This is a genomic window from Sphingomonas sp. DG1-23, assembly GCF_030730875.1.
Classification (GTDB): domain Bacteria; phylum Pseudomonadota; class Alphaproteobacteria; order Sphingomonadales; family Sphingomonadaceae; genus Sphingomonas.
In genome coordinates, this window is sequence record NZ_JAVAMA010000002.1 from 253,744 (window position 1) to 269,369 (window position 15,626).

A 15,626-nucleotide genomic window follows, 5' to 3' on the forward strand; every position below is an offset into this window, starting at 1 on the left:
GTCGGCGAACAGGTGCGTACCACCTGCGCCTATTGCGGCGTGGGCTGCGGCATTGTCGCGACGCGCACCGGGGAGCGGTCGGTCGAGATCAAGGGCGATGCCGAACACCCGGCAAATCACGGGCGGCTGTGCTCCAAAGGCACCCATCTCGGCGAGACCGTCGGGCTCGAGGGGCGGCTGCTCCACCCGATGATCGGCAAACGCCAGGCCAGCTGGGACAAGGCGCTCGATCTGGTGGCGAAGCGGTTTCGCCAGACGATCGCCGAGCACGGCCCCGACAGCGTCGCTTTCTACGTCTCGGGGCAATTGCTCACCGAGGATTATTACGTCGCCAACAAATTGATGAAGGGCTTCATCGGCTCGGCGAACATCGACACCAATTCGCGGCTGTGCATGTCGAGCGCAGTCGCCGGGCACATGCGCGCGTTCGGCGAGGACGTCGTGCCCGCGAGCTACGACGATCTCGACGCGGCCGACCTGTTCGTGCTGGTCGGCTCGAATACGGCGTGGTGTCATCCGGTGGTCTATCAGCGCATCCGCGCGCGCTGCGACGCGGGCGCGAAGCTGGTGGTGATCGATCCGCGCCGCACCGAGACCGCCGACGAGGCCGACCTGCATCTGGCCGTAAAGCCCGGCAGCGACGTGGCGCTGATGAACGGGCTGCTCGCGCATTGCCGCATCAACGGACTGATCGACGAGACCTTCCTGTCCCGCAGCGTCAGCGTACCCGACGACTTCTGGGACAAGGTTGGAGAGGGGAGCGACCTGTGGTCGGTGGCGAAGGCGTGTGATCTGCCGCCCGCCGACCTCAGGCGCTTCTTCGAGTTGTTCGCCGCGCATCCGCGCACCGTCACCTTGTTCAGCCAAGGGGTGAACCAGTCGCTGCGCGGCACCGATCAGGTCAATGCGATCATCAATGTCCATCTCGCCACCGGCCGGATCGGCAAGCCCGGCGCGGCGCCTTTCTCGATCACTGGCCAGCCCAATGCGATGGGCGGGCGCGAGGTCGGCGGGCTCGCCTCGACGCTGGCGGCGCATATGGGTTTCGCGCCGGACGATGTCGCGCGGGTCGGGCGATTCTGGGCCGCGCCGAACATGGCGTGCAAGCCGGGGCTCAAGGCGGTCGACCTGTTCCGTGCGGTCGGAGAGGGGCGGATCAAGGCGCTGTGGGTGATGGCGACCAACCCCGCAGTGTCGATGCCCGATGCGGGCCGGGTGCGTGAGGCGCTGGCGGCGTGCCCGTTCGTAGTGGTCTCGGACGTGATCGCCGAGACCGACACGAGCAAGTTCGCGCATGTCCGCCTGCCGGCGGCCGCCTGGGGCGAGAAGGACGGCACGGTCACCAATTCGGAGCGGCGGATCAGCCGGCAACGCGCAATGCTCGATCTGCCCGGCGAGGCGAAACCCGACTGGTGGATCGTCACCCAGGTCGGGCGGCGGATGGGGTGGCGGACGGCCTTCCCCTATGACCGGCCTGCCGAGATTTTTCGCGAGCATGCCCGGCTCTCGGCTTATCAGAACGACGGTGCGCGGCTGTTCGACCTGCGCGCGCAGGTGGCGATCGGCAACGGCGCGTATGATTCGCTCGATCCGTTTCGCTGGGGCGGCGAGCCGTTCGCGGAAGGTCGCTTCCCGACCGCCGACGGCAAGGCGCGGCTGGTGCCGGTCCGCCAGATGGCGTTGCAGGATCCGCTGCCCAAATGGCCGCTGACGCTCAACACCGGGCGCTACCGCGATCACTGGCACACGATGACGCGGACCGGGCTCAGCCCCAAGCTCGCCCGGCATCGCGACGAGCCTTTGGTGGAGGTGCATCCTGAGGATGCCGCCGGACTGGGTCTCGAGGATAGGGGGGTGGCCCGTGTGTCGACTCCGCAGGGCGACAGTGTGTTTCGCGTCGCTCTCAGCACCGGACAGCGGCGCGGCGAGTTGTTCGTCCCGATCCACTGGACCGACCAGCAATCGACCGGCGGGCGCGCTGGACTATTGCCGCGGCCATTGGTCGATCCGCACTCGGGACAGCCCGGGTTCAAATCGACTCCCGCCGCGATCGCGCCGGTCGCGGTGGCGTGGCGCGGCTTTCTGCTCGCTTCGGGCGAGCTACGCCAGCCCGAATGCTTGTGGGCGACGCGAGTGCGTGTGCCGGGCGGGCTGCTTTACGAACTCGCCGGCGAGGGCGATCCGGCCCAACTCGACGCATTGCTCCCCAAGGGCGAGCGCATCGAGGCGCTGGACCGGGCGCGCGGATCGCGGCGCCTCGCCGTGCTGCAGGACGGCAAGCTCGCCGCGGCATTGTTCGTCACACGTGAGGGTCTGCTGCCGTCGCGCGACTGGCTGATCGCGCAGATCGGCGCGGCCGCGGTGGGACCGGCGGTGCTGGCGGGTGCCCCGCCCGGCGCGCGCGAGGATCGCGGACCGATCGTCTGCCTGTGCTTCGACGTTGGCCTCAAGACGATCGTCCAGGCCGTGGTGTCGCAACAGCTGACCAGCGTCGAAGCCGTCGGAACCGCGCTTTCGGCGGGGACCAATTGCGGCTCGTGCCGCCCGGCGATCCGCCGGCTGATCGAGCAGAACCGGAGCGCCGCCAATGCATGAGATCGAACCGGGCGAAGTATGGCTGGTCGGCGCGGGGCCCGGCGACCCCGATTTGCTCACCCGCAAGGCGGAGCGCCTGATCCGCGCGGCGAGCGTGGTGTTCTACGACGCGCTGGTGGGCGAGGGCGTGCTCGCGCTAATTCCCGCCCATGTCCGTAAGGTGCCGGTGGGCAAGCGTTCGGGCCGGCATTCGAAGGATCAGGGATCGATCAACGCTTTTCTCGTCGAGGCTGCGCTCGCGGGGGAACGCGTGGTGCGGCTGAAGGGCGGCGATCCTTCGATGTTCGGCCGCTCGATGGAGGAAGTCGCGGCGCTGGCCGAGATCGGCGTGCGTGCGCGGATCTGCCCCGGCGTCACCGCCGCCAGCGCCGCAGCCGCCTCGGCGGGCATCTCGCTTTCGCTTCGGGGACTGGCGCGGCGCGTGCAGTTCGTCACCGCGCACGCCCGCGCCGGCGAGCCGCTCGATCTCGACTGGGCGCAACTCGCCGATCCCGGCTGCACCACGGCATTCTATATGGGCCGATCCGCAGCGGCCGACATCAGCCGTCATCTGATCGCGCAGGGGCTCGACCCGAAAACGCCGGTGCTGATCGCCTGCGATATCAGCCTGGCGAGCGAACGCTGCCTGCGCACCCGCCTCGATCTGCTCCCGCTCGCAGTGCAGGCCGTGACCGAAGGCAAGCCGACATTGATTTTGATCGGCGAGGCGGTTCGGCAGGACGAGCCCGTGTCGACGCTGAAGGTGGCGGCGAAAGCGGATCGCTAATCGAAGCTGGAATCCTCTCCGCCGTGCGAGGGAGGAACTTCAGCCCTGCAGCCCGCGCGTGTCAGGCCGGAAGCGCACATGCCTCGGCAGATCGTCGCCGGCTTCGGCCCATGCGATCCGCGCGTCGTAGAAGATGTGGAAGCCCGGCGTCACCGCGTCGGGCGCGTCCAATGTGGCGATGCTGAAATCCACCGTCTCGGGCTGGTGATCGACCTGCATCAGGAACGGCGTGCCGCAACGGGTGCAGAAGCGGCGATGGCCGAAATCGCTCGACGCCACCTTGCCGACCAGCTCGGCGCCCTGCGTGAACACCAGATCGCCGACCGGCACGGTGGCGAAGGCCATTGCCGGGCTGCCCGAGTTCAGCTGGCAGGTGCGGCAATGACACCAGCCGGCATCATAGGGCGTCGACATGAGGCGGTAACGAACCGCGCCGCACAGGCATCCGCCTTCCATTGCCGTCTCCCTTCCTGCAGGCCCGTTATCCGGTCCGGCGCAATGGCCGGACCGGAGTTCAAGGCCTAATCGCGCCAATAGTCATGCCGCTCGGCCCCGTCGAAACCGGGATGAGCGCAGACAACAGCGCTTGAAAGCTTTTTCCGGATCCGCAGGGGCAGGGATCCTTTCGGCCGAGCTTCTCGATCAGCTCGATATCGCCATGCACGAAACGCAACCCGCGCTTCACATGCGTCTCGGAGGGATAACCCTTGCGGCGCTTACTCGTGACCTCGAAAGCAAGGAAGGTCATCGCGGTGAGTCTTATGTGCCATATCGGCCTCCTGTCATTGGCCGCCCGCGCGGCGGCGCGCCTTATGATCGGGCGCGCGCCGAGAGGCAATGATCAGCTGCGATAATCGGCGTTGATCGAGATATAGCCGTGGGTGAGATCGCAGGTCCACACGGTGGCACGCCCGTCGCCGAGGCCGAGATCGACGCCGATCTCGATTTCGCGGCCCTTGAGATGCGCGGCGACCGGAGCCTCGTCATAGCCCTCGACCGCGAGGCCGCTTTGCGCCACCTGCGTCGCGCCGAAGCGGATCGCGAGCTTGTCGCGCTCGGCAGGCTCGCCAGCCTTGCCGACCGCCATGACCACACGGCCCCAATTGGCGTCCTCGCCGGCTATCGCGGTCTTGACCAGCGGCGAATTGGCGATCGACATCGCGATGCGGTGCGCGCTGCGGTCGCTCTCGGCACCTTCTACGGTGACCTCGATCAATTTCTGCGCGCCTTCGCCGTCGCGGACGACGAGCAAGGCGAGCTGGTGGCAGAGATCGGCGAGCGCGGCGCGGAAAGCGTCGGCGCCTGCGTCGTCGTCATCGCGCAGCGGCGCGTTACCCGCCGTGCCGGTGGCAAAGGCGAGGATCGTGTCGCTGGTCGAGGTGTCGCCGTCGACGGTGATGCACGAGAAGGTCGCGCCGTTCGCTGCGCTCAGCGCCGATTGCAGGAATTCGGGAGCCACGGCGGCATCGGTGAAGACGAAGCCGAGCATCGTCGCCATGTCGGGCGCGATCATCCCCGAGCCCTTGATGATCCCGACCAGGTTGACCGTGCGCCCGTTGACCATAGCGGTCGTCATTGCCGCCTTGGCGAAAGTGTCGGTGGTCATGATCGTCGCTGCCGCGTCTTCCCAGCTGCACGGCTCGGCGGCGAAAGCGGCGTCGAGCCCCGCCTCGGCCCTGTCGATCGGCAGCGGCACGCCGATCACCCCGGTCGAGGCGACGAACACGTCCGAAGGCGCGCAGCCGAGATGCGCGGCGGTGCGCGCGGCGATCGCCTCGACCGCGGCGCGGCCGCGATTGCCGGTAAAGGCGTTCGAATTGCCGGCATTGACCACCAGGGCGCGGGCTTGCCCCAGCACCAGCGCCTTGCGGCACCATTCGACTTCGGGCGAGGGGCATTTGCTGTTGGTCAGCACCCCGGCCACCGCGGTGCCGGGATCGAGCGTGACGAAGGTCAGGTCGCAGCGATCCCAATTCTTGTACTGTGCGCGGGCGACACGCGGCGTGACGCCGGCGATCGACGGCAGATCGGGGAAGGGCAATGCGAGCGGGGAGCGTTCGGTGGACATGAAGCGGCCTGTTGATAGGGTGCGGCTGCTTCGGGCAAGCAGGGGGAAAGATCAATGATTTTGGCGATGACGCTGATGACGGCGCTGCAATCGGGCCAAGTGCCGCGCGTGGCGAAGCCTTTGTCGCCGCGTACCCCTCCCGGAACATGGATCGCCGATACGGACTATCCGATGGCCTCCGTCGCCCGTAAGGAGTTCGGCGTGGTCGTCTTTCGCCTGGACGTTGACGTCACGGGTGAAGTGATCGCGTGTCGGATCCTGATCTCGTCGGGATTTTGGGCGCTCGATCAGCGGAGCTGCGAGTTGCTCCGGAAGCGTGCGGCGTTCCGGCCGGCACGTGACTCGGCAGGGACCCCGATCCCGGCGACGTTCAAAAGCCGCTTTCTCTGGATCCTGCCCCAATCGAGCCGAGACTATTTGCGGCTTGCTCAAGAGGTGCAGCGCCCGTTCGAATTGACCATCTCATTGAACCGGGTTCCCGCCGCATACCGGCAACCGGCGCTCGTGCGCGTTCGTTTCGGGGACCACGGCGCAGTCGTGGAGTGCTCGCTCGAGACCACGAGCGGGAGCGACGCGCTGGACAAGCTCGGTTGCGAGCAGGCGCGACGCGACGTCAGCAAGCCACCATATCGTGCTGGGCTGGTTACTCAACCGGACACCCGAATGGTAAATGTGGGCTTCGCCGCCGATTTCAAACCCGGATAGGTGCGCGATTTGGATTAGACGAACGGCACTCGGCGCACTATGTCGCAAGCCTTCTGTCGCTAGAGACCGCTTCTTTGAACCTGCTGCTTCTCCTGACTGCGTTGCTCGCGAGCCTGACCGGTAGCGGTTCGGGCGATCGCGGCGTGCGCGGGGTTCAGGACGTCGCGGTGGTTCGGGCGGCCGAGGTCGTTCAGGCGGTCGGCCAGCGCATCAGCGCGGCGCGCCCGGTGCATCCGCTTGCCGACGGCATCGCGACGGTAGGCCAGCTCTGGGCGGTTTCGGAAGCGGCGGCGCTTCCGGGCGCGGAGCAGCGCTTCGAGCGTCGGCTCGAATAAGCCCTGCGCGGTCCCGAGGGACCGCTCTTGCCCCATTTTCGTTTGATGCGGGTGCGGCCATGCGTGCTGCGTCCGCCCGACCACCTTATATACACGGGAAACAGTCATGCTCGGCGGCCTTGCCAAGACCTTTTTCGGCTCCTCGAACGAACGCTACGTCAAGTCGCTCGGCGCGATCGTCCAGAAGATCAACGCGTTCGAACCCGCGATCTCGGCGATGGCCGACGCGGATCTCGCCGCGCAGACCGTCAAGTTCCGCGAGCGGCTGGCGAACGGCGAGAAAATCGATTCGATCCTGCCCGAGGCTTTCGCCACGGTGCGCGAGGCCGCGAAGCGGACGCTGGGTCAGCGGCATTATGACGTTCAGATGATCGGCGGCATCGTGCTCCATCGCGGCGAGATCGCCGAGATGCGCACCGGCGAAGGCAAGACCTTGGTCGCTACGCTCGCGACCTATCTCAACGCGCTGCCCGGCGAGGGCGTCCATGTCATCACGGTCAACGACTATCTCGCCAAGCGCGACGCCGAATGGATGGCGCAGGTCTATGGCTTTCTCGGCCTGACCACCGGCGTGATCATTCCGAACCTGACCGACCAGCAGCGCCGCGACGCCTATGCCGCCGACATCACCTACGGCACCAACAACGAGTTCGGCTTCGACTATCTGCGCGACAACATGAAGTATGACCGCGCATCGATGGTGCAGCGGCCGTTCGCGATGGCGATCGTCGACGAGGTCGATTCGGTGCTGATCGACGAGGCGCGTACGCCGCTGATCATCTCGGGCCCGACCGACGACCGCAGCGAGCTCTATATGGGCGTCGACGGCATCGTGAAGCAGCTCGCTCCGATCGATTACGAGAAGGACGAGAAGCAGCGCACCGTGGTATTGACCGAGGACGGCACCGAGAAGGTCGAGCGGATGCTGGAGACCGCCGGGCTGCTCCAGGGCGCCAATCTCTACGATTTCGAGAACACCCAGGTGGTCCACCACCTCAACCAGGCGCTGCGCGCCAACGTGATGTTCAAGCGCGACATCGATTACATCGTCAAGGAAGACAAGGTCGTCATCATCGACGAGTTCACCGGCCGGATGATGGACGGCCGGCGCTGGTCGGAAGGGCTCCACCAAGCGGTGGAAGCCAAGGAAGGCGTCCCGATCGAGCCCGAGAACCAGACGCTCGCCTCGATCACCTTCCAGAACTATTTCCGCATGTACCCCAAGCTCGCGGGCATGACCGGCACCGCCGCGACCGAGGCCCCCGAATTCTACGACATCTACAAGATGAACGTCGTCACCATCCCGACCAATTTGCCGATCAGCCGGGTCGACGAGGAAGACGAGTTCTACAAGACCACCGAAGAGAAGTTCGCCGCGATCGCCAAGAAGATCCGCGAGCATGCCGCCAAGGGCCAGCCGGTGCTGGTCGGCACGGTCTCGATCGAGAAGAGCGAATTGCTCTCCGAATTCCTCAAAAAGGAAGGCGTCGAGCACGCCGTGCTCAATGCCCGCCACCACGAGCTCGAGGCGGGCATCGTCGCGCAGGCGGGCCGGCTCGGCGCAGTGACGATCGCGACCAACATGGCGGGCCGCGGCACCGACATCCAGCTGGGCGGCAATCTCGAATTCCGCATCCATGACGAGCTGGAAGGCCTGGAGGAAGGTCCGGCGCGCGACGCCGCGATCGAGCAGATCAAGGCCGAGATCGCGGCCGAAAAGGCGCGGGTGATCGAATCGGGCGGGCTCTTCGTGCTCGGCACCGAGCGCCACGAGAGCCGCCGCATCGACAACCAGCTGCGCGGCCGTTCGGGGCGCCAGGGCGATCCCGGCCTGTCGCGCTTCTATCTCAGCCTCGACGACGATCTGCTGCGCATCTTCGGCTCGAACACGTTGTTCGCCAAGATGATGCGCAACAATATCGAGGATGGCGAGGCGATCGGCAGCAAGTGGCTGTCGAAGGCGATCGAAACCGCGCAGAAGAAGGTCGAGGCGCGCAACTACGACATCCGCAAGCAGGTCGTCGAATATGACGATGTGATGAACGATCAGCGCAAGGTGATCTACGAGCAGCGCGCCGACATCATGGACGCCGACACGGTGGGCGACGTGGTGACCGACATGCGGCTCGAGACGGTCAATTCGATCGTCGGCGAGGCATGTCCGCCAAACTCCTATCCCGAGCAGTGGGACGTGGCGGGACTCAAGGAAAAGGTTCTGGGGACGCTCGCGGTCGAAGCGCCGATCGATCAATGGATCGCCGCCGAGGACGGTCTCGAGCCCGAAGCGGTCGAGGAGCGCGTTCGCCAGATGGCCGACGAGCTGGTCGAGTCAAAGGCCGCCGAGCTCGAGCCCGAGACATGGACCCAGATCGAGAAATCGATCCTGCTGCAGAATCTCGACCACCATTGGAAGGAGCATCTCGCGATGCTCGACGCGCTGCGCCAGGTCGTTCATCTGCGCGCCTACGCCCAGAAGACGCCGATCAACGAATATAAGCACGAGGCGTTCGCGATGTTCGAGCGGATGTTGGCGAATATCCGCGAGGACGTTACCCGGACGCTCGCCTTCGCGCAGTTCCGCATGGCGCCGCCGCCTGATCTGCCTGAATTGCCCGACTTCCTGACCACCCATATCGATCCGCTGACCGGCATGGACGATAGCGGCGACTATGACGCGGGTGCGGCGGGACTGGTGTTCAACCAGCTGCCGCAGATGGGGATTCCGCAGCCCTCGGGCGCGGACCTCGGCACCGATCCGGCGCAATGGGAAGGGCTGGTCAGCCGCAACGCGCCGTGCCCGTGCGGGTCGGGACGCAAGTACAAGCACTGCCACGGCGCGCTGACGGCTTAAGATAAAATTCCTCCCCGAGCTTGCTCGGGGAGGGGGACCAGCCACAGGCTGGTGGAGGGGCCGCGCCGCAGGCGCGGGCTCGCTTCGAGTTGCAGTACACGCCGCTTCGCGGCGCCCCTCCACCACGCCCTTCGGGCGCGGTCCCCCTCCCCGAGCAAGCTCGGGGAGGAGTTAAAGGCTACCGCGTTTCGGGCATCTTGATCGACGGGCCGAGGCGTTCGAGCACTTCGCGGGCGTCGAAGGCGCGGACATTGTCGCCCGGCTTGGGTCCGCGGCCGGTCACGATCTCGGCCATCGCCTCATATTGGCGGACAGTGCGATAATCCCAGTCGCGCGAGCGCCAGAAGGGGTCGTCCCAGAACGGATCGTAGCTGCGCCAGCCCCAGCGCGGGCCGCGATAGAAGCGCCATGACGGGCTCCAATAGCCCCATGGACCGCCACCGTAGAAACCGCCGCCAAAGGCGCCCGGGGTGCGATAGGTATCGGTCCGGGTCTCGGTATCGCGGGTGACGAGGACGAAATGGTCGAAGCCGCGCTGCACGGTCAGCTCGGCGGCGCGATACAGCAGATAGCGCTCGACCGTCTCACGCGCGGTGAGGCTGTTCCCCGCGAAGCTGACGCGGAAGCGGTTGCTCTCGATCTGCTCGTCCGAGAAGCCGGTGCGCGACGCGTTGGTGGCGGGCTGATACGGGGTCGCGGTCATGCAGCCCGCAAGTGCGGCACTGCCCGCCAGGGCTGCGGCCAGCGCGATGATGCGCGGGCGCCTCGTTATGCTTTTTAGCATGGTTCCTCCGGTAGTTATGGCGAGGGGCGGGGATGCCGATCGTCAGTTCGAACGCGCATGGGCGGCGAAAGGCTCCCATGCGCAGATGCGGTGAATGGTGCGCCCGCGGCGATTGACGGAGGCTGAACGCATCAGGCGATTCGCTCCGGCACTTCCATCGCTTCCTCGGCGAGCTTTTCCCGCGGCGCCATCGCTTCCCAAGGGAAAATGAACCAGTCCTTGTTCACGCTGCGGTCGATCACGCGATGACGATAATCGACTTGCTGCGCGGAGACCTTGTTGTCGATCAGCACGGCGAAACGGATATTGGCGGCGACCGCGCCCTGCGCGGCGAGCGCGGCGCGGATGTCGCCGATCGTCCTGCCGCTGTCGTTGATGTCCTCGACGAACAGCAATTGGTCGCCCGCGCGGGTGCGCTCCGCGAGCACGGCGACCAAAGCCGCGCCGAACGAGGCGATGCCGGCCGAATGGTCGATCGAGACGAGTTGAAGGTCCATGCGATGCGAAAGATACACGCCCGGGACGAGCCCGCCGCGGCCGATTCCGACGAGCAAGGCCGGACGCCAGCCCTCGGTCTCCATCGCGCCGGCGAGCGCCTCGATGCCCGCGACCATGTCGTCATGGCTGTAGGGTGAGAAGACGATCGCGCTCACGCCTGCGCCTCGACATAGGCGTCGAGCCGGGCGAGGTGCGCCGCCACTGCGTCATCGGGCAGGAACGAGCCGAGGAAGCTGTTGCGCGCCAAGGTGACGAGATCGTCGCGGTCGAGCGCCCGGCCGTGCGCGATGGCGCGATAATTATCGCCGACATAACCGCCGAAATAGGCCGGATCGTCCGAATTGACCGTTGCGCGCAGACCGAGGCGCAGCATTCGATCGATCGGGTGGGCCTCGATCGAGGCGACGTTGCAGAGCTTGACGTTCGACAGCGGACAGACGGTGAGCGTCATCCCCGAACGCGCGAGGCGCGCGATCAGCGCCGGATCCTCGAGGCTGCGATTGCCGTGATCGAGCCGGTCGACATGGAGCAGATCGAGCGCTTCCTGAACATATTCGGGCGGGCCTTCCTCACCGGCATGCGCGACGCGCTTGAGCCCCATCGCGGCGGCGGCGGCGAAGACGCGCTCGAACTTGGCGGGCGGGTGGCCGACTTCGGACGAATCGAGCCCGACCGCCGCGATGCGATCGATCCACGGCTGGGCCTGGCCGAGCGTCTTGAACGCGTCCTCCTCGTCGAGATGGCGCAGGAAGCAGAGGATCAGTTTCGAGGTGAGACCGTGCTTCGCCTCGGCCTCGGCCATGCCGGTGAGCAGGCCGTTGGCGACGACGCCGAAGGGAATGCCGCGATGGGTGTGGGTCTGGGGATCGAAGAAGATCTCGGCATGGACGACGCCGTCCGCCGCGGCGCGATCGAAATAGGCCAATGCGAGGTCGCGAAAATCCTCCTCGGTGCGCAGCACGTCGGCGCCGGCATAATAGATGTCGAGAAAATCCTGCAGGTTGGAGAAGGCGTAGGCGGCGCGCACCTCCTCGACCGAGGCATAAGGAATCGTCACCTCGTTGCGCCGGGCAAAGGCAAACATCTGCTCGGGTTCGAGGCTGCCTTCGATATGGAGGTGGAGCTCCGCTTTGGGCAGGCCGGCGATGAAAGTGTCGAGATCGCGCATCGGACGAACATCGCAGGGGCGGCCCCGGAGCGCAACGCCGCGACTCGTCGTGCGTTCAAAGGGGATGCCTTCCAGCGTGATCCGCAGATGGGACTATGACGAGGCCGAGCAGCGGCTCGACGTGACCTTCGTGAGCGGCAAGCGCTACGCCTATCACCAGGTGCCCGAGCGGATCGCCGCAGGCATGCGCAAGGCGATCTCGAAAGGCAGCTATTTCAATCGCCGCATCCGCGACCATTTCGCATTCACCCAGTTGACCTCATGAGCGGTCCATCGCCACCCGGGGACGCCGGGTTCCCGCATGGCGCAATCTTCACGGTCGGGCATTCGACGCTGCCGATCGACCGCTTCACCGCGCTGCTGAAAATCTATGGCATCGAGACCTTGGGCGACGTTCGCACCGTGCCGCGGTCGCGGCACAACCCTCAGTTCAACGCCGATGCGCTCGGCGCGAGTCTCGCCGAGGCGGGCATCGATTATGTGCCGATGCCGGCATTGGGCGGCCTGCGCCACGCGCATCGCGACTCCCCCAACGCGGGTTGGCGCAACAAGAGCTTTCGCGGTTATGCGGATTATATGCAGACAGAGCCTTTCGTCGCCACCGTCGATGCGCTGGTCGAGATGGGCGGCAAAAAGCGCACCGCGATCATGTGCGCCGAAGCGGTGCCATGGCGATGTCACCGCTCGCTGGTCGCCGACGCGCTCGAAGTGCGCAATGTGCCGGCGGTCGAGATCCTTTCCGAGACGAGCTGGCGGATGCACGCGCTGACGCCGTTCGCGCGCGTTCAGGGCAGTGCCATCACTTATCCGCCCGAACAGCCACGCTTGCTCTAGGCGATGTGCGAACTGGCGAACCTGCTCGCGGAAATCCGCGCCTGTACCGGTTGCGGCGACTTGCCGTGCGGTCCGCGTCCGGTGGTTCAGGCGGGCGAAGCTGCGCGCCTGCTGATCGTCGGGCAGGCACCCGGGCGCAAGGTGCACGAGACGGGGATACCGTGGAACGACGCCTCGGGCGATCGGCTTCGCAATTGGCTGGGGCTGACCGCCGCGCAGTTCTACGACCCCGCCAGGGTGGCGATCCTGCCGATCGGCTTTCGCTATCCCGGCAAGGGGCGATCGGGCGACAATCCGCCGCGCCGGGAATGCGCGCCGCGCTGGCACGATCGGATGGCGGCGCAATTGCCCGCGATCGGGCTGACGCTGCTGATCGGCAGCTATGCGCAGGCCCATTATCTGCGCGACGGGCGCAAAGCCCGGTTGGAGGATACCGTTCGGGCGTGGCGCGATTATCTGCCGCTCGGCTTCCTGCCCTTGCCGCACCCGTCGCCACGCAACCAGCCCTGGCTGGTGCGCAATCGCTGGTTCGAAGCGGAACTGGTGCCGGAGGTGCGCGCCGCGATCGGAGCACTGGCGCTATAGAATGTGAAGTGGCTCCCTATTCAGGATACATTTCGAATAATTCTGCTATTTTCATCCGAAGAGTCAAGAAAGACCATATCGCGGTACCGCGCCGTCGCAAGAAATTCATTAACAGGACTGGCCGATGAATCTGTTGCATTTGCTTCCGAAGCCACAATCTCATCTACACGAGAGCCGGCACAAGGCACACGAAAGCGTGATCGTGACCGGGCAGAGCGCATTAGACTGGCGGGAGGGCCGAGGCTTTCTTTGAGAAAGCGTGCTGTCGCCCTCGCTCGAGAACGAGGTGAGGTTCGCACGAAGGACCTCACCGATATCGGCGTTCACCGCTGCTATTTAGCTCGCATGTGCGACGAGGGCTTGCTCGTGAAGGTCGGCTATGGCCGTTATCGCGCGGCAACTCCGAAGGCGGGTTGATCGACTCGACCATTCAAAGAGCCGGGCTCTGAAATCCTCAGAGACCGAGACCAGTGTCGTCCCAACCGCGTAGCTTCAATCGAGCCTGTGGCACATCCGGTCAAACCGGCAGTTCAGAACCCGATCAAAGCGCGGCACCGCCGGTTTTCTCCGATCCGTCGCACTGATTACGTCGGCTCCGGCTCACCTTCAACAGCAAGGGCACTGAAGTGCCGGTTGTGCTGATCTCGGACGAAATGGACGGCAATTCGCTGCCAGGCGCGGTCAGCATCGTCGAAGCGAAGCATCAGCGACGTTGAAGGTCATTACGCTATCGCATCAAACGGACGCTTCTGCTCAAGAGCGCGTCCCTCGGAAAGGGAGGGAAACCGCAACAGGAGTATACGTTGGCGCGTCCGAGAAGTGCAGTTAGCCGTTACAAACATCGTAAGAACAACCCTAACCTCAGTGTCCGCGAAGCGGTCCTTTATGCCCGGGTCTCGACCCCCGACCAGCAGCGCGAAGGCTATTCCATACCTGCTCAGGTCAAGCTGCTGGAGGACTATGCGGCGTTGAACGGCATCGTCGTCGTATCAAGCCACGTTGATGTGGAAACGGCTCGGAAGAGTGGCCGGACCGCTTTCGGCAACATGCTCCGCTATCTCAAGCGGCACCCGGACGTTCGGATCATTCTCGTCGAGAAGACCGATCGGCTTTATCGCAACCTGAAGGACTGGGCGATCATCGACGATCTCGGCGTCGAGGTGCATTTCGTCAAAGAGAACGTCGTGATGTCCGAGGGCTGTCGGTCTTCCGAGAAGTTTGTCCATGGCATCAAGGTGCTGATGGCCAAGGCCTATATCGACAACCTTTCCGAAGAGACGCGCAAAGGCATGATCGAGAAGGCGCAGCAGGGGCATTGGCCGAGCTTCGCGCCGATTGGTTATCTCAACATCAGAAACGGGCAGGGGAGGAACGTCATTGTCGCCGATCCGCAACTCGGCCCGATCGTAGCACGCATATTCGATTGGTATGCCACGGGACTCTATTCGCTGAAGGACGTCACAGCCAAGGCCCGGGACGCCGGCATGCGCTACCGAAAGAGCGGCCGACCCGTCGGCGTCAGCACCGTTCATCATATGCTGCGAAACCGGCTTTACGCGGGCTCGTTCGAGTGGCGCGGAGAAACCTATCAGGGCATCCACGAGCCGCTCGTTTCGGCCGACACCTGGGAAGCGGTTCAGCAGACCCTTGATGGACGGAGTGCCAGCAATACGCGAGCAAAACCGCGTCGTTTCCCGTTCACAGGTCTGGTCAAGTGCGGACATTGCGGTTGCGCGCTGGTCGCGCAGATCCAGAAGGGGAAATACATCTACTATCGGTGCTCGGGTTTCCGCGGAAAATGCCCCGAGCGGTTCGTTCGACAGGAGGTGCTCGAGGAGCATTTCGTCGATTTGCTGAGAACGCTGCGGTGCGACAGGCCGCTATTCGAGGACATCCGTGCTGAGCTCGAGCAAGCTCGGTCGGGGGAGGAGTTGCCTGCCGGTCGAGTGACAGCGCTTCGGCAGCGCGATCCTTCACCAGGCACCTCCGGCGCCTTGCTGCGCGATGGCCTTGCCTTGCTGGACATGGGTCGGACGGCGCATTTGCAACTCGCAAACCTTCCCGATGAGATGAAGCAGCAAGTGTTGAGTCTCGTGTTCCTGCGATGCTCCTGGGCGAACGGGGAACTGACCGGGCAGTTCAATTCGCCGTTCAATATCCTTGCGGGTTACGTGGCGGAGGCTGCTACAAGGGGAGGGCGGTCACCCTTGATGACGCAGCTTTCGGACGCCTTCTACCATGCGACGCCGGAAATTCGGTTGCTTATAGCACGGTATAACGCGATCGGTCGGACAGATGGAAAGTTGGGCGATCCCCGATCTACATCTGCAATCGATCCGGTGTCCGCCGCGACGAGGCTCGCCGCCTGATCGTTGCAACCGCTCGGCGACGCCGCCGATATCTCGAGAGCGTTGGTTCGACGAAACAGCAGGGCGGT

General features: G+C 65.1%; 15 protein-coding genes. 9 read left to right on the forward strand and 6 right to left on the reverse strand.

Annotation, left to right across the window (positions count from 1 at the left end; translation table 11 throughout):
• Positions 1–12 precede the first annotated feature (12 nt).
• Positions 13–2,595 carry a nitrate reductase gene (locus tag Q9Q95_RS04305; RefSeq protein ID WP_306094175.1) on the forward strand — a complete coding sequence of 861 codons (2,583 nt, stop codon included), beginning with the start codon at positions 13–15 and terminating at the stop codon, positions 2,593–2,595.
• A complete protein-coding gene (gene cobA, locus Q9Q95_RS04310) occupies positions 2,588–3,361 on the forward strand; it encodes a uroporphyrinogen-III C-methyltransferase (RefSeq protein WP_306094176.1) in 774 nt (257 codons plus the stop codon). Before Q9Q95_RS04305 ends, cobA begins: the two co-directional genes overlap by 8 nt.
• 39 nt (positions 3,362–3,400) lie before the next feature.
• Here the strand turns inward: cobA and Q9Q95_RS04315 are convergent, their stop codons facing one another.
• From Q9Q95_RS04315 to argJ, 3 genes are all read right to left on the reverse strand, one after another.
• Positions 3,401–3,817, reverse strand: coding sequence for a GFA family protein (locus Q9Q95_RS04315; protein WP_306094178.1), 417 nt, complete (start codon positions 3,815–3,817; stop codon positions 3,401–3,403).
• A gap of 58 nt (positions 3,818–3,875) precedes the next feature.
• Positions 3,876–4,109, reverse strand: coding sequence for a YecA family protein (locus tag Q9Q95_RS04320; protein WP_306094180.1), 234 nt, complete (start codon positions 4,107–4,109; stop codon positions 3,876–3,878).
• A 93-nt stretch (positions 4,110–4,202) separates the two neighbouring features.
• A complete protein-coding gene (gene argJ, locus Q9Q95_RS04325) occupies positions 4,203–5,429 on the reverse strand; it encodes a bifunctional glutamate N-acetyltransferase/amino-acid acetyltransferase ArgJ (protein ID WP_306094182.1) in 1,227 nt (408 codons plus the stop codon).
• A 66-nt stretch (positions 5,430–5,495) separates the two neighbouring features.
• On the opposite strand from argJ, the gene Q9Q95_RS04330 reads away from it, so the two are divergent.
• The 3 genes from Q9Q95_RS04330 (at position 5,496) to secA (ending at position 9,320) form a co-directional block, all read left to right on the forward strand.
• Positions 5,496–6,134 carry a TonB family protein gene (locus Q9Q95_RS04330; protein ID WP_306094184.1) on the forward strand — a complete coding sequence of 213 codons (639 nt, stop codon included), beginning with the start codon at positions 5,496–5,498 and terminating at the stop codon, positions 6,132–6,134.
• Positions 6,135–6,208: 74 nt separating this feature from the next.
• Entirely contained in the window at positions 6,209–6,469 is a 261-nt protein-coding gene (locus Q9Q95_RS04335; protein WP_306094186.1) for a hypothetical protein, read from the forward strand.
• A gap of 106 nt (positions 6,470–6,575) precedes the next feature.
• Complete coding sequence (gene secA / locus Q9Q95_RS04340) at positions 6,576–9,320, forward strand: preprotein translocase subunit SecA (protein ID WP_306094188.1); 2,745 nt, start codon at positions 6,576–6,578, stop codon at positions 9,318–9,320.
• 178 nt (positions 9,321–9,498) lie between these two features.
• Here secA and Q9Q95_RS04345 read toward each other — a convergent pair whose 3' ends face one another.
• The 3 genes from Q9Q95_RS04345 to Q9Q95_RS04355 all read right to left on the reverse strand — a co-directional run bounded on the left by Q9Q95_RS04345 (position 9,499) and on the right by Q9Q95_RS04355 (position 11,770).
• Positions 9,499–10,023, reverse strand: a complete 525-nt coding sequence (locus Q9Q95_RS04345) for a hypothetical protein (protein WP_306094189.1) — start codon at positions 10,021–10,023, stop codon at positions 9,499–9,501.
• 212 nt (positions 10,024–10,235) lie between these two features.
• Positions 10,236–10,757, reverse strand: a complete 522-nt coding sequence (locus Q9Q95_RS04350; protein WP_306094190.1) for a phosphoribosyltransferase — start codon at positions 10,755–10,757, stop codon at positions 10,236–10,238.
• Positions 10,754–11,770, reverse strand: coding sequence for an adenosine deaminase (locus tag Q9Q95_RS04355; protein WP_306094191.1), 1,017 nt, complete (start codon positions 11,768–11,770; stop codon positions 10,754–10,756). Before Q9Q95_RS04355 ends, Q9Q95_RS04350 begins: the two co-directional genes overlap by 4 nt.
• 76 nt (positions 11,771–11,846) lie before the next feature.
• Between Q9Q95_RS04355 and Q9Q95_RS04360 the strand changes: the two genes are divergently transcribed.
• The 4 genes from Q9Q95_RS04360 to Q9Q95_RS04375 all read left to right on the forward strand — a co-directional run bounded on the left by Q9Q95_RS04360 (position 11,847) and on the right by Q9Q95_RS04375 (position 15,558).
• Entirely contained in the window at positions 11,847–12,035 is a 189-nt protein-coding gene (locus tag Q9Q95_RS04360; RefSeq protein WP_306094193.1) for a KTSC domain-containing protein, read from the forward strand.
• Complete coding sequence (locus Q9Q95_RS04365; protein WP_306094195.1) at positions 12,032–12,604, forward strand: DUF488 family protein; 573 nt, start codon at positions 12,032–12,034, stop codon at positions 12,602–12,604. The genes Q9Q95_RS04360 and Q9Q95_RS04365 overlap by 4 nt, the downstream gene beginning before the upstream one ends.
• Positions 12,605–12,607: 3 nt before the next feature.
• A complete protein-coding gene (locus tag Q9Q95_RS04370; RefSeq protein WP_306094197.1) occupies positions 12,608–13,189 on the forward strand; it encodes a uracil-DNA glycosylase family protein in 582 nt (193 codons plus the stop codon).
• Between the two features lie 803 nt (positions 13,190–13,992).
• Positions 13,993–15,558 carry a recombinase family protein gene (locus Q9Q95_RS04375; protein ID WP_306094199.1) on the forward strand — a complete coding sequence of 522 codons (1,566 nt, stop codon included), beginning with the start codon at positions 13,993–13,995 and terminating at the stop codon, positions 15,556–15,558.
• Positions 15,559–15,626 lie beyond the last annotated feature (68 nt).